Here is a 15,012-nt window from a genome sequence, read left to right on the forward strand (position 1 = left end):
TATAATTTCCTATATCTCTAAAAACACTCGTATAATTTTATATCAAGATCTTTATATAAGTCAGACTTTATTACATTAATTTTTCTTATAGAGCTCGTTTTGAAATTAATCGTTGGATTACACGCCAAATATATCTCATACAAGTCTGTACTGAATACATCACAATTTAAATAACAAATATCTTGAGCAGTTATCCTAATAACTCCGGCGGTTTCTAAGTCATATAAAATTTTCTTAACTTTATCGTAATCAGCAACCGCCATCTTTTGATACATCTGATCAATACTAATCCCATTTCTCGACTCTCTTTGAGCCACATGTAGCTCTTTAAGCATACAAACACTTATACTTAAATCATCTCTTTTTACTTCTTTCTTAAAATCTAATGTCACCTCCATATACTGTATAGCTTTGATCATTACAGCTCCTAGAAGTGTAATCTGCCAAGCAACAAAGACCCATAGTATAAAGATAGGTATCAAAGATAATGAACCATAGATCACTGAATAAGTAGGTACATAGAACATATATAGAGCAAAAAGTTTTTTTGCAATAGAGAAAACTATAGCCACCAAAAACGCTACAATTAATGCCGTTTTTGAGTTAATCCTTGTATTAGGTAATATCTTATAAAAAACAAAAAATCCTGCTATTAAAAAAATTAAAGATAATCCATTTAAAAGATATTGCTCAATACCAATATCTTTTACAAACCAAGCCATAGAAATAAGATATGTACTAGAAATAAATACAAAACCCATTAATATAGGTCCCATTGTCATCAAAGCCCAATACACTAACAAACTTTGAACAAGAGGTCGTTGTTTATTAACATAAAAAACTTTATTTAGGGTAATTTCTAATCTTTTAATCATTAGAAAAATAACAACCAATAAAACTATAACTGATGTAATAGGCAAAGAGGTCATCTTTTCAGAAATACTTGTGATGTACTGCTGAACTGTCGCCGCAGTCTCAGGAAGCATATTTTGGAAAAGAAAATTCTGCAAATTCTCAGAAAGAGAGCTAAATGCATTAAAAGCATTCAAAATATTTATTATAATGAAGAAAGCTGGTACGATAGCAAACAAACTTGTAAGAGTTATAGCTGCAGCTACCGTTGGACAGTCTTTACGAAGATATTCTTTGAAGACCCAGATCCAATAGTTTTTAAATATTGACAAATATTTTTTGTATAACTTGATTTCAAACATAGAAAAAAAATAATGAAAAACATACTAATACTATACTACAGCCAAGGTGGAAGTACAAAGAAAATGGCTCATACCATAGCCCTAGGTGTAGAAGCCACAGGTGCTACTGCCATAGTTCGTACAGTACCAAATATCTCAGCAAAAACTGAACAGGTTGATTCTAAAATTCCTGATAACGGAGATCTATATGCTACAAAAGAAGATCTTGCAAACTGCGATGGTTTAATTGTTGGAAGCCCAGCTTATTTTGGCAATATGGCATCACCTTTGAAATACTTTTTAGAAATTCATAGTGATATATGGTTTAAGGGTAGTCTGATTGGCAAGCCTGTTGGTTTTTTCACAGCTGCCTCTGGAATGCATTCAGGACATGAGAGCACTCTACTATCAATGATGATCCCTTTTATACATCATGGTTGCCTAATTGTTGGTGTACCATATAGCGAACAAGCTCTAGAGCATACACGTACAGGTGGTACACCGTATGGTGCATCTCATCTAAATACTTTTTCACCAAACAAAAATATGTCAGATGATGAGATTAAAATTTGTAAAACATTAGGTAAAAGAGTCGCGGATATTGCAAATAAACTTTGTTGTTAGGAGAATATTATATGAAAAATATTTTTTATACTTTAATATTTTTATCACTCTTGATATTGAGTGGTTGTAGTACATCAGAGCCAAGCTATTCGGCTAGCTCTGTAGGTCAAGTATCTCAAGTAAAGCAAGGTAAAATCATAGATATTCAACAGATCAAAATTAAAGGTAACAGTAATATAGGTGCCCAAATTGGAGGACTTGGTGGTGCTTTTGGTGGTGCTTTTGCCGGCGCAGGAGCAGGGATGCTTACCAGTATTGCAGGCTCTATCGGTGGAGCTATAGTTGGTGGTATTGCTGGAGGAGCAACAGAAGATGCCATAACCTCTTCAAAAGGCTATCAATTTACAATACAGTTAAGTAATGGTGAAACACTTGCCATATTACAAGAAGATAAACATGATTTAAATATTGGCGATGAAGTAACTATATATATGTCTGGTAATAACACCAGAATTGTTCCTGCAAAAAACTAAAAGACAATATTAAAAATAAGTAAAATTTGCTTTCGTAACACTTATAGTTTAGTATATTTTTTTCATCATTATTGATTAGTATTTACATCTCCTGTGAACACTAAATAGTTTTTTTGACTTAGAGGAACCTAACCTAATGTATAAGAAAAAAGTTACCACACTGGGATTAAGCATCTGGTTTGCATGTGCATTTTTTTATGCTCTTGAGTATTTTGTAAGATCATCGACAGGCGCTCTACTTGATGACTTCACAAAAGAACCTTATAACCTTAGCCTCGCAGCGACTGCAATGTTTAGCTCATCATTTTATTGGAGTTATATAATATCACAGATACCTGCTGGCATACTCGTAGATAGATTTGGCATCAAGAGAGTAATGATAGCAAGTTCGGCCATATTTTCTCTAGCAATGTTGGTCGCAAGTATTGCCCATAATGAGTCAATGCTTCTGGCTTATAGAATATTAGCTGGATTTGGTGGAGGCTTTGCTATATTGTGCACTATAAAAGCAATCGCAATTTGGTTACCAAATAGGTTATTTCCTGCATTTACAGGTTTAACGCAATTTGTACTATATATAGGTGCAACGCTTTCAGCTGCTCCTCTAGTATTCTTAGCTAGCCACTTCAGTATTTCACAAATCATGGCTTTACTATTTATAATTTCTATAATTTTGTTGCTTGTTAGCATATTTATAATACAGGTACATCCTGACTACTCTAAGCATAATAAACAAAATGAACATAAGAAAGATAATTTAAAGGATATTATTACTGTATTTAAAAATAAACAAATTTGGTTTAACGGCCTGTACTGCTTCACTATCTATGGAACAACTGTTCTTTTCGCAGACTTATGGGGTATAAAATATCTACAGCTAACAGGTTTTTCTGAAGTCAACGCTGGTTACTGCACTTCATTAATTTTTATTGGTGTAGCTATATCTAGCCCTATATGGGGTACTGTTGCATCAATATTTGATGGTGAGAAGAAATTCTTATTGATTACACCTATTTTTGGTTTCTTTATTGTTACATATTTACTATTTTTTAATACAAGCTTTCCTATAGCTGTAGTTTTATGTATTCTTTTTGGTGCTGTCCAAGCTGTTCATGTTTTAAACTATTCTGCGTTGAGAAATACAGTTTCTGCAACGCAGATTGCAACGGGATTAGCAGTAGTTAATATGTTCTTACCATTAAGTGGAGGGGTTTTGCAACCAACCACTGGAGCATTAATAACTCATCTAAAACAATCACATGAATCATTATACGCATTCCAAACAACATTAATTATTATTCCAATATTAATGATTCTTTCATTTATAATCGCTTTGTTTATCAAAGATTCAAATAACTAAAATATATACTGCTTTACTCTAACTTTTTTTTAATCTATTATTTGTTATAAAATTTTGAACTTGTATTATGATATGAAAAAATTAGTAATTGCTGTGGCTGTAGCGATAGTCATTATAGCTTTTGTAGCAGTCAACTTCCTAACAAAAGATTCCACTAAACCCCAAACCACTAAAGGATCTCACGATATAACTGTCGTTGCAGCTGAAAACCAGTATGGAAGTATAGCTCAGCTTATAGGTGGTAGTAATGTCAAAGTTACTAATATCATAAACAATGCTGATGGCGATCCGCATACTTTTATATCATCAGTTAAGAACGCTAAACTCTTAGCATCAGCTGATGTAATTATTTATAACGGTGCTGATTACGACTCTTGGATTACACCTATTATTCAAAGCAATAAACATGCCAAAATCATTAAGGTACAGGACCTCATAAACTATCCAGAGACTCCAAAATTTGGTATTAATCCACACCTTTGGTATGATCCCGATACATTCCCTGCTCTAGCAAAAAAACTAAAGGAAACATTCTCTGAAGAAGATAGTATTGATAGTAACTTATTTGAAAAAAACCTAGTTAATTTTAATCATAAGTATCAGCAAGTATATAACCTAGTTAGTCAAATTAAGAAGTCTAGTGCGGGCACACCTGTAACAGCCACAGAGCCTCTGTTTGGCTATATGTCAGATGCTTTAAACTTAGACATGAAGGGTTTGGCATTCCAGTGGGTAATAATGAATGAATCTGAACCGAGTCCTACTATGATGGTTGATTATCAAAACTTATTCTTAAATAAAGAAGTTAAAGTTCTTTTCTATAATAAGCAAGTTACTGATAATGTCACTAATAAAATGTTAGAACTAGCAGAAGAAAACGATATACCAGTAGTTGGTATTACAGAAACAATGCCTACAAATGAAGATGCTATTACATGGATGGTAAAAACACTGCAAAAAACTGCTGAAGCTCTAGATAAAGCAAACCAATAAAATGATCAAATGTTCAAACTTAGTGATTGGCTACGATAAACCAATCACACAACCTCTTAATCTCGAGATTCCCTCAAATGCTTGGGTAGGTATAGTAGGTAAAAACGGTGTTGGTAAATCAACCTTTTTTAAAACACTATTAGGCAAGATACCAAGCTTCTCAGGGTCTATAACTATTAATGAAAAGAAAGTTGATATCAATACTATAAGCTACATACCACAAGAGAGAGAAATAAACTTTGAAGAAAAAACATCGGGTTACACACTCGTAAAATATAGCTACAAGCCTAGTTCATGGGGGCTACCTCTATTTAATAAAAATTTCAGAGAAAAACTAGATTACTTGATTACCTTGACACAAACTCAAGATTATATTCACAAGCCATTTAAAAATCTTTCTGGTGGTCAAAAAAAACGTATATATTTAGTTCAAGCACTTATAAACAACCCCAAAGTATTACTATTAGATGAGCCTTTATCTGATCTTGACCCAGATGCAAAGCAAAGATTCCTAAGTTGTTTGAGAGCAATTCATAAACAAGAAAATATCACACTACTACTAATCTCTCATGACATGAAAGAGATTAGCTCTCAATTAGATGCATTTATTCATTTTAAAGACGGACAATGCCATTACTGCAATGAGTTACCATGTCTACAGGAGGATATCTGTGTTTAACTATACTTTTATGATTTATGCTTTTATAGCGGGTACTATAATTGCTCTTATTTGCGGGATTATTAGTTTTTTTGTAATTATTAGAAGATTATCATTTGCATCTCATGCACTAGGACATATTAGCCTTACAGGAGCATCCGGAGCTGTTCTTCTAAATTTATCTGCCATGACTGGACAGCTCACTATAAATCTAATCGCAGGTCTTCTCATGGGTGCTTTTGGCGATAAAATCAAAAAGAACGATATTGCAATAGGTATAGTTTTAACTTTCTTTTTGGGGCTTGGTACATATTTCCTATTTTTATATCAAAGTGGCTACTCAGGTTCTGTAATGTCTATACTTGTCGGTAATATTCTGACTGTAACTTTAGAGCAGATTTATATATTGCTTGCCTTAGCTATATTCACCATAGCTCTTCTAGCTGCGATTGCTAGACCGTTATTCATATCATCTATTGACCCCGTATTTGCAGAATCAAAGAGAATCTCAAATAAGTTTTTGTCTATATTATTATTTATATGCATAGCAATCACTGTATCTATGGCTTGCCAGATTGTTGGTATATTGTTAGTATTCTCACTACTTATAGGTCCTGCTGCGATTGCTACTCAATGGGTTGATGGATTTTATAAACCTATAGCTCTTAGTACAGTGATATCAATCTTGACCGTTTGGTCTGGAATTATTGCCGCTTACTATATCGATGTTCCTATTAGTTTTTTCATTACTACTATTATCTGTATTTTGTATCTGATAAGTATCATAAAAAACAAATTCTATTAATTTTTGCTAAACTGTCAAATTGTGACTATACCGATGCCTTATTTACCATTATAATTATGCTAGTTTTAGTAGATTTAATATAAAAAATGATAATAACAAAAGAAGTTGAGTATCGTGGAGACGGTGTTTTATTGAAAGGTTTCTGTGCATACCCTGATAGAGGTGCGCACTTACCGGCAGTATTAGTTGCTCCAACATGGGCAGGTAGAGACAACTTTGCTTGTGAGAAAGCTATAGCGATGGCTAAAAGAGGCTACCTAGGATTTGCTATAGATATCTATGGTGAGGGCAAAGTAGGTAGCTCTAAAGAAGAAAATGCTGCTCTTATGAACAATCTATTAGAGGATAAATATGCACTGATGACAAGGCTTAGATCCGCATTTAATGTTGTTAGAAAAATGCCTCGTGTTGATAAATCAAGTATTTCTGCAATAGGTTTCTGCTTTGGTGGTCGATGTGTCCTAGATATGGCTAGATCGAACTTTGAGTTAAAAGCAGCTGTTAGTTTCCATGGATTACTAGAATCCAACATCGTCAAAGAACAAAATATAGATACAAAGATATTAGTACTACACGGCTATAATGACCCTATGGCATCACCAGAGCAGGTCAATAAATTCCAGCAAGAGATGGATATGCGCAATGCTGAATGGCAATTACATACTTTTGGTAATACGTATCATGCCTTTACAAACCCTAATGCTAATGATCTGGAGTTTGGTACAGTATTTAACAAACTATCAAATAAAAGAGCTTGGAAGCTTGCTGAAGATTTCTTGAGAGAAACTTTTGTTAGTGGGTATTTTTAAATAATCATCTAAGCAAATTTTAGCTACAATTCAAAATCTTGAAAAAATCATCTTAATAGTAAATAACTTGTATATCTATAGATAATTAACTATTATCATTATATGGTCTTTAAAATTAATTTTAATTAAAGATTATACATTATGTGCTTATCAAGAATTAAGAGGAGAATACATATGAAAAAGCTACTATTAATCCCTATTATGCTAATAATTATGACAACACTTGTAACTAGCTGTCACCATCATCACAAAAAACAAGAATATAGTAACTAACATTAATCTTCCGATAAAGTTTTAGTATTCAAGAAATAATGTCATCCTCTTACTTAGTATCTTTCATGATACCAATGTATGGCAACTGGCGATATCTATCATTATAATCTAGACCATAACCAACTATAAACTTATCCTCAATTTCAAAGCATATATAGTCTAGGTTTACTTCTCTTTCTAGCCTAGCTGGTTTGAATAGTAAAGTCGCAAATTTCAAGCTCTTTGGTTCTAGCTCATTTATACCATCCATAAGCTTATGGTAAGTATGTCCAGTATCCACGATATCTTCGACTATAATTACATTTTTACCTTGGATATACTCTTTTTTCAAAGAACCAATAGTAGAGATTACCTTCCCCGAACTAACTGTACCAGAACCATAAGACGAAGCCGTCACAAAGTGAGTTCTTAGATCAACTTCTAGCTTCCTAGTTAGATCTGCAAAAAACATAAATGAGCCTTTTAGTACACAAATCAATACAATCTCTTGACCTGCATAATCTTTATTTATTTTATTAGCCAGCTTTGTAATCTCTGTTTCTAGCTGCTCAGCACTTATATATACTTCTGTATTATCTTTAGCAAAACTCATAATTAACCTTTTTTGAAATAATCTTCAAAGAATAAAATCTGTTCTCTAGATGGGCCATAAGCCAATGAGGATATTGGAATACCAATATGATTTTCTATAGTTCTTAAATATGTTTTAAGAGCAGTTGGCATATTTTCTTTCGTCACAACTTCATCAAGAGAGAACGGTTCCATATCTACCAATATAGGCTCGACCTTGTATAGATCTATGCCCGGATAAGCACAGAATATTTCTTTGCCTTCATACTTATAACCTATACATATTTTTAGAGTGTCTAAGTCTGAAAGCACATCTACTTTTGTCAAAGCTATAGATGTAAGATTTGAGCATTTAGCCGAGTATTTAAGTAATGGTAAGTCTAGCCAACCACATCTACGTGTTCTACCCGTAGTTACACCTATCTCACCACCTTTCTTCTGAATAAAGCTACCCACATCATCAAATAACTCAGTAGGGAAAGGACCCTCACCAACTCTAGTAGTATAAGCTTTTGTGATACCTATTACATGATCAAGACTATGTCCTGCAGTTGTTGCACCTGAATACACACCAGCTACAGATGTGCTTGAAGATGTTACAAATGGGTATGTACCATAATCAATATCTAAGAGTACTCCTTGTGCACCTTCATACACAACATTTTTACCTGCAGCAATCGCTTGATCAATTATTGAGAAAGTATCAGCTGAATACTGTTGAAGCTTTTGACCTAATGTATACAATCTATCAAACTCTTCTTCTAAAGATGGATACTCAACTTTATAAAGATCTCTAAATAATGTCTCTTTCTCTGACAATGAAAGTGCTAATCTTGATCTTAAAACATCTTTGTCAAATAAATGTTTAAATTTGATACCTTTACGTGATACTTTGTCCTCATACGCAGGTCCAATACCTTTACCAGTTGTGCCTATTTTCTCAGTAGTACTACTTTCTCTAACAGCATCTAAAAGCTTGTGATATGAAGTAATAACTGTACAGGATTCTGAGACAAATAGATTATCTGCAGATATCTCAATACCAGTATCTTGTAAACGTGTAATTTCTGCATCTAGAGCTATTGGATCAACAACTACACCATGACCTATTACACATTTTGTGTGCTTATGCAAAACACCTGAAGGAATTAAATGAAGGAATGTTTTTTTACCATTTACGACCAGAGTATGCCCAGCATTATTACCACCTTGATAGCGAACAACTAGATCTGATTTTTCGGCTAATGTATCGGCAATCTTACCTTTGCCTTCATCGCCCCACTGTGCACCAACGATTACAATATTTGACATATTAAATTGAATATCTAAAGATTAAAGTTTTGATACTAAATATACTAATATATTAGTGAGTATTTTACTAGTAAAATATCTGATAAACAAAAGCGTTTTGACTGAGATTTTATGATTAAAATTGTTATAATAAGATTTTAATTTTAAGCTTTAACACGCCAATAACAAGGAAAAATCATGTCAAAAATAAAAAGGGTTCTAATATCTGTATCTGATAAAACGGGTATTGTTGAATTTGCCAAAGAGTTAAGCAAACATAATGTCGAAATACTTTCAACAGGTGGAACATCAAAAACCCTTAAAGAAGCTGGTTTAAATGTAAAGGATGTATCTGATCACACTCAGTTCCCAGAAATTATGAATGGTCGCGTAAAGACTCTACACCCACTAGTTCACGGTGGTATTTTAGCAGATAGAGATAACTCTGAACACCTACAAGCAATGACAGACAACAATATTGGTCAAATTGACATGGTTGTAGTTAATCTATACCCTTTTGTTAATACTGTTAAATCAGGCGCTGACTTTGACACTTGTATCGAAAATATCGATATAGGTGGCCCATCAATGGTGCGTTCGTGTGCAAAAAATCATAAGCACACAACTATCGTAACAAATCCTAACCAGTATAAAATAGTTGCAAAAGAAATGGCAAATAATGGTGGCCAAACAACTCTAGCTACTAGACGTAGTTTTGCTAAAGAAGCATTTGCTCATACTGCTGAGTATGATAGTCATATTGCAAACTGGTTCAGCAAAGAGTTAGATGAAGAATACCCAGAAAAACTATTCCCAGTAGGTACTCTAAAGCAAGTTCTAAGATATGGTGAAAATCCTCATCAGAAAGCAGCTGTATACTCTACTGATACTGATTGTGTCAGCATTACAAATGCTAAGCAACTACAAGGTAAAGAACTATCATACAACAACCTAAACGATGCTGATGGTGCTTTTGAAATGGTTTGTGAATACTCAGAACCCTCATGTGCGATTATCAAACATGCAAACCCTTGTGGCATCGCATCTGGTGAAAATGCTTTTGAAGCTTGGACAAAAGCCCTAGCTTGTGATCCAATTTCAGCTTTTGGTGGTATTGTTGCATTTAACTGCGAGGTTGATAAAAAATTTGCAGAATCTCTAGGCAAGATGTTCCTAGAAGTAATAATTGCTCCAAGCTATACTCAAGAAGCACTTGATATCTTAGCTGCTAAAAAGAACCTTAGAGTTCTAGAGACTGGCAAAGCTTTTGATACAAAATCATCGCGTATGATTAGCAAAAATATTCATGGTGGGATTTTATCTCAATCTTATGACAACGGTGGTGTTGACATTACTGATTGCAAAGTTGTAACTGACAGAGCTCCAACTGACAAAGAGTGGGCTGACATGATGTTTGCTTGGAAAGCTGTTAAATATGTCAAATCTAATGCTATCGTCTATGCTAGAGATACTCAGACAGTTGGTATTGGTGCTGGACAAATGTCTCGTGTTGACTCTGCTAGAATTGGAGCAGAAAAAGCACAAGCTCATGAAGGTGCTAAAGGTTCTGCTGTGGCTTCAGATGCCTTTTTTCCATTTGCTGATGGTTTAGAGGAATGTATCAAAGCTGGTGCAACTGCTGTAATCCAACCAGGTGGTTCAAAGAATGACCAGGAAGTTATTGATGCTGCTAACAAAGCAGGTATCACTATGGTCTTCACAGGTATGAGACATTTTAGACATTAATCTTTTAAAAACATATATCTTATTTAAATCTTCTAATTGTATAGTCACTATTTTTAAGATAATGCTGATGTCAACAATGGCGATATCACTAATATTATTCCAACAAAAATAACAAAATAGATACTTTTAGTTCGATATTTCTCAAGACTAGGTATTTTAAAAACAATATACGCAGGCACCAAGCAACCCAATATACCAAAGACAGGTCCAGACAAAGGTACTAATTTATATACAGGAGCATCAAAAACTATTGAAAGCCATGTCATTAAAAAAATTATTCCTATCACAAGCGTATTTAGACTAAAAATACCCTTTGAGTCCTCTTTTAGCCCTAATTTGATAGCACTATTTCTCAGCAAGCCTTTTAGAGACTCCTCCATACCTGCTAGCACACTCAAAAAAGATGTCAAAATAGCACATAAGCTAATAATAATTCCACATGTATATATCAGCATATTTGATATGTGCTGTTTCTCTAAAAGTATAAATGCTGATTGATTATTTTGTGTTGCCTCTAATGCATCAGCTCTAGGAATAACTAGCGAAAATGATAAAACATAAAAACCGATAATAATAACCAAGATCACAAATGCTAAAGTCATGGTTTTTAAAGTTTTAGATAAAACAAAATCCTTATCTTTATTACCATAATACTTGCGATAGCCAATTACCATAGGGCTTAGAGATTGAATAAATAATATCGATGTCAAAGAAAATGGTAACATAATAATACTCTTAGCAACGAACTCGCCAGTATCTGTTGGCATTTCGACAACATTCTTAAGTGACCACAGTGGAATCAAAGATATAGACACCAAGATAATCGCTACAATTAATATAAACACCAAAAAAGTTGATACTCGTACAAATAGTTTCTGACTTTTCATTCCAGTGAATATCAGTACAATCATCAGTAAAGCACTATATAGTGCATTTTGTTCTAAATGTGGATTTGAGCTGAGATGAAACATATATAGATATGCTGCTAATGATTTTGCAACAACCTCAGCATATATAATAGTCCATGTTAACATCATCAATAAATATACAGCTCCTAAAAAAACTGCCCATTTACTACCTAGTAATTCAGCTACAGTGTCCTTATATGTTTTTGGTTGTTTTGTAGCAAACAAAGTCTCTATGTATAGCTTTTGAAATAGATAAATACCAGGATAAGCTATTAGTATTGAGACAACAAAAACTACAAAACCTACAACCCCAACACTCACAGGCACCAATACAATACCTGCACCTACTGCCATGCCAATACTGACAACTAACCAACCAAAATCAAATTTATCAAAATTTGCTAAACTTCTCATTTTCAAATAACTTGGATACACGTAATTATATTCTAGCTTTTTTGGCGGTGATTAAAAATGAAGAAATAAAAGATTACAAGACTATTTTTCTAAGAAACAACTATTGTTTCACCCACACTAAATTATTAGTATCAAAACCTAGTGCCTTAGCTTTTTTAACGAAATCATTTTTGACACTTTGTGGCACAGTTTTAGTTCTTGATAATAGCCATAAATAATTCTTATTAGCACCTGCAACGTAGGCATACTTATAATCATCGTCAAGCTTGAATACTACATAAGCTCCATAAAATGGTCTAAAGAAAGATACTTTAAGATATCCCTTATCATCTTCATCTACAAATTTAGCGATACCTGTTGCATAACTTCTCTTACCAGTTGACGGTGTAACTCCACTATTTACCACTTTTATCGAACCATCTGGGTTTAGGCTATACTCAGCGTATACTTCTGTCATACCCTTTTCAAAATTATTATCAAATCTAGCTATCTCATACCATTTACCTAAATATTTATCTGCCTGAAAGTTCTCCACAGGCTTAATATTATCAGGTTTTGTTACACAGCCAGTTAATAACACTGCAAGCAAAACCACAGCTATTGATAACATTTTTCTCATATTATTCACTTTTAATTTTTTATCCATTACCCAGTATAGTAAACTAATCATGATATTTAACTATAATTAAACTTTTTTAATATTATGCAACTAAGTTATTTTGATCTACTCAAAAAAAACGATTTAACAGAATATAAACTTTTTATAATTACAGGTGATGAACCTTTACAAAAGCATAATATTATAGAAAAAATAACAGATCAGTTTAAAGCAAAAAGTTATGAAATTTCATATCATGATTTAAATGAGCAAAACTTAGATGTCTTGTATGGTGAAGTTGATAGTTTAAGCTTGTTTGCTATGGATAGGCTTATTCAATTTAGCTTTGATAAACCTCCTCAAAAAAAGCTCCAACAGGCTTTAGTTGATAAACTATCAAATGAAGATGATGATATTTATCTGTTAGTTTTCAATGGCATGAAAAAACAAAATATCTCAGCTAAATGGTTTCAGAGCTTAGAGCATCGTGCTGTACACATACGTATTTTTCAACCCAACATAGATAATGCTATAAACATAATAGACTATGAAGCTAAACAACTGGGGCTAACTCTTACAAAAAGTGCTATTCAACTACTAGTCCAAAAAACAGAAGGTAATCTAATTGCCTCTAAACAAATTATCAAACTATTGTCTCGTCAAGAAGTCCAAAACTTTGATGAAAATACAATTCGTCCATTTATACATGAACATGCTAGTTTCGATATATTTGATTTATCTGAGGCTATTTTATCCCAACAAAAAACTAAAGCCCTAAAAATTCTAAATAGCATTTTAGCTGAAAATGATAAACCTCCCTTAATACTATGGGCTATCAAAAGAGAGCTTAGAATAATCTCTCAACTTAAAAACACTCAACCGACATATCATCAAAAGATATTCAAGGATAATAATATTTGGCCCTCAAAGCAGAAATTCTACATCAGTTTAGCTAATAGAGTTAGTATCGACAAAATATCTACAGGTTTTGAAAAATGCCTAGAAGTTGACCTATACATCAAAGGCGCAAAAAAAGGTAATATCCGGCTTAAACTCAATGAAATAATTTTTGAAATTTTCTAGTTCAGTTTTGAGTTTTTTTATTGTTAAGCTATAAGTATTATTTACTTTTTTTAGACAGTTGATATTATTAATCAGGATTAATCAATCAATGTTAAGGAATATGTTAAAGATATGAAAGTAGTGACCGCTGAATATATATGGATTGATGGTTCAGATCCTGTACCTGGTCTTAGGTCTAAAGGAAGAGTTTTACCATTTAAAGATTTTGAGACAGCTGACGATTTCCCTGAGTGGAGTTTTGATGGCTCCTCTACAAATCAAGCTACTGGTGATAATTCGGACTGTATTTTAAAGCCTGTTAACTTTGTAATCGATCCACTGAGAGAATGTGGATACCTTGTTATGTGCGAAGTTTATAATCCAGATGGAGAGACTCCACATGCCACTAATAATAGAGCTAAGCTAAGAAATTTACTAGCTAGTACAGACTGTCAAGATATGTGGGCAGGCTTTGAGCAAGAGTATACAATGTTCAAGAATGGTCGTCCATTAGGTTGGCCTGCTAATGGCTTCCCTGGACCTCAGGGACCGTATTACTGTAGTGCTGGTAATAGCAAAGCCTATGGTCGTGATTTAGTAGAAGCTCATATGCAAGCTTGCTTAGATGCTGGAATACTATTTTATGGTATCAATGCTGAAGTTATGCCTGGACAGTGGGAGTTCCAAATTGGTTACAGAGGTGTCGAAGGCGAAGATGCCGGAATACTTAACATATCTGATCATACACATTTAGCAAGATGGCTTTTAGAAAGACTTGGTGAAGAGTATGGTATAGATATTTCATTTGATAATAAGCCTATCAAAGGTGACTGGAATGGTGCAGGTCTTCATACAAATTTCTCTACAAGTAAAACAAGAGATCCAGAAACAGGTAGAGAAGCGATTAAGAAAATTTGCGCTTCATTAGAAAAAAATCATAAAATAGACATACTAAATTATGGACACAATCTTCATGAAAGATTAACAGGCGAATTAGAAACATCTGATATGAGTACTTTTAGTGTTGGAGATGCTGACAGAGGCTGTTCTATTAGAATCCCTAGACCTGTTGCTCTTAAGGGTTATGGCTACCTTGAAGATAGAAGGCCTGGTGCAAACTCTGATCCATATGTAGTTGCTATGGCTTTAGCAAACGCTGCTATTAACTAGCCTAAGCGTTTCTATATATTAAATCTCTCTTTTTTTATGTAAAATAAAATCCATACAATCTTCAAA

The 15,012-nt window shown here is 33.5% G+C and carries 15 protein-coding genes; 10 read left to right on the top strand and 5 right to left on the bottom strand.

Annotated elements, in window-relative coordinates; translation table 11 throughout:
- Nucleotides 1-17: 17 nt before the first annotated feature.
- Complete coding sequence (locus tag F0R75_RS07970; protein ID WP_149369112.1) at nt 18-1,214, bottom strand: YhjD/YihY/BrkB family envelope integrity protein; 1,197 nt, start codon at nt 1,212-1,214, stop codon at nt 18-20.
- A 12-nt stretch (nt 1,215-1,226) separates the two neighbouring features.
- Between F0R75_RS07970 and wrbA the strand changes: the two genes are divergently transcribed.
- From wrbA to F0R75_RS08005, 7 genes are all read left to right on the top strand, one after another.
- A complete protein-coding gene (wrbA, locus tag F0R75_RS07975; RefSeq protein WP_149369111.1) occupies nt 1,227-1,817 on the top strand; it encodes an NAD(P)H:quinone oxidoreductase in 591 nt (196 codons plus the stop codon).
- Nucleotides 1,818-1,828: 11 nt separating this feature from the next.
- On the top strand, nt 1,829-2,290 hold the full coding sequence (locus F0R75_RS07980) for a hypothetical protein (protein ID WP_149369110.1): 462 nt from the start codon (nt 1,829-1,831) through the stop codon (nt 2,288-2,290).
- Between the two features lie 136 nt (nt 2,291-2,426).
- Complete coding sequence (locus F0R75_RS07985) at nt 2,427-3,650, top strand: MFS transporter (protein ID WP_149369109.1); 1,224 nt, start codon at nt 2,427-2,429, stop codon at nt 3,648-3,650.
- A gap of 72 nt (nt 3,651-3,722) precedes the next feature.
- Nucleotides 3,723-4,643 carry a metal ABC transporter solute-binding protein, Zn/Mn family gene (locus tag F0R75_RS07990; RefSeq protein WP_149369108.1) on the top strand — a complete coding sequence of 307 codons (921 nt, stop codon included), beginning with the start codon at nt 3,723-3,725 and terminating at the stop codon, nt 4,641-4,643.
- Nucleotide 4,644: 1 nt separating this feature from the next.
- Nucleotides 4,645-5,322 carry a metal ABC transporter ATP-binding protein gene (locus F0R75_RS07995; RefSeq protein ID WP_149369107.1) on the top strand — a complete coding sequence of 226 codons (678 nt, stop codon included), beginning with the start codon at nt 4,645-4,647 and terminating at the stop codon, nt 5,320-5,322.
- Entirely contained in the window at nt 5,243-6,106 is an 864-nt protein-coding gene (locus tag F0R75_RS08000; protein WP_149369106.1) for a metal ABC transporter permease, read from the top strand. The genes F0R75_RS07995 and F0R75_RS08000 overlap by 80 nt, the downstream gene beginning before the upstream one ends.
- 86 nt (nt 6,107-6,192) lie before the next feature.
- Nucleotides 6,193-6,915: a dienelactone hydrolase family protein gene (locus F0R75_RS08005; protein ID WP_149369105.1), complete on the top strand. Its 723-nt coding sequence runs from the start codon at nt 6,193-6,195 to the stop codon at nt 6,913-6,915.
- A gap of 322 nt (nt 6,916-7,237) precedes the next feature.
- Here the strand turns inward: F0R75_RS08005 and hpt are convergent, their stop codons facing one another.
- Together hpt and F0R75_RS08015 are read right to left on the bottom strand one after the other, a co-directional pair.
- On the bottom strand, nt 7,238-7,780 hold the full coding sequence (hpt, locus tag F0R75_RS08010; protein WP_149369104.1) for a hypoxanthine phosphoribosyltransferase: 543 nt from the start codon (nt 7,778-7,780) through the stop codon (nt 7,238-7,240).
- 2 nt (nt 7,781-7,782) lie between these two features.
- Nucleotides 7,783-9,069: an adenylosuccinate synthase gene (locus tag F0R75_RS08015; protein WP_149369103.1), complete on the bottom strand. Its 1,287-nt coding sequence runs from the start codon at nt 9,067-9,069 to the stop codon at nt 7,783-7,785.
- Between the two features lie 177 nt (nt 9,070-9,246).
- Here F0R75_RS08015 and purH point away from each other — a divergent pair, with 177 nt between their 5' ends.
- A complete protein-coding gene (purH, locus tag F0R75_RS08020) occupies nt 9,247-10,794 on the top strand; it encodes a bifunctional phosphoribosylaminoimidazolecarboxamide formyltransferase/IMP cyclohydrolase (RefSeq protein WP_149369102.1) in 1,548 nt (515 codons plus the stop codon).
- Between the two features lie 53 nt (nt 10,795-10,847).
- Here purH and F0R75_RS08025 read toward each other — a convergent pair whose 3' ends face one another.
- Both F0R75_RS08025 and F0R75_RS08030 read right to left on the bottom strand, forming a co-directional pair.
- On the bottom strand, nt 10,848-12,116 hold the full coding sequence (locus F0R75_RS08025; RefSeq protein ID WP_149369101.1) for an aromatic amino acid transport family protein: 1,269 nt from the start codon (nt 12,114-12,116) through the stop codon (nt 10,848-10,850).
- Nucleotides 12,117-12,216: 100 nt separating this feature from the next.
- On the bottom strand, nt 12,217-12,735 hold the full coding sequence (locus F0R75_RS08030; protein ID WP_013921957.1) for a lipocalin family protein: 519 nt from the start codon (nt 12,733-12,735) through the stop codon (nt 12,217-12,219).
- A gap of 84 nt (nt 12,736-12,819) precedes the next feature.
- Here F0R75_RS08030 and holA point away from each other — a divergent pair, with 84 nt between their 5' ends.
- Nucleotides 12,820-13,797 carry a DNA polymerase III subunit delta gene (gene holA / locus F0R75_RS08035; RefSeq protein WP_149369100.1) on the top strand — a complete coding sequence of 326 codons (978 nt, stop codon included), beginning with the start codon at nt 12,820-12,822 and terminating at the stop codon, nt 13,795-13,797.
- 111 nt (nt 13,798-13,908) lie between these two features.
- Nucleotides 13,909-14,946: a glutamine synthetase beta-grasp domain-containing protein gene (locus F0R75_RS08040; protein WP_149369099.1), complete on the top strand. Its 1,038-nt coding sequence runs from the start codon at nt 13,909-13,911 to the stop codon at nt 14,944-14,946.
- The last annotated feature ends 66 nt before the right edge of the window (nt 14,947-15,012 follow it).

The sequence above is a fragment of the Francisella marina genome (assembly GCF_008369785.1).
In the GTDB taxonomy this organism is placed as follows: domain Bacteria; phylum Pseudomonadota; class Gammaproteobacteria; order Francisellales; family Francisellaceae; genus Francisella; species Francisella salimarina.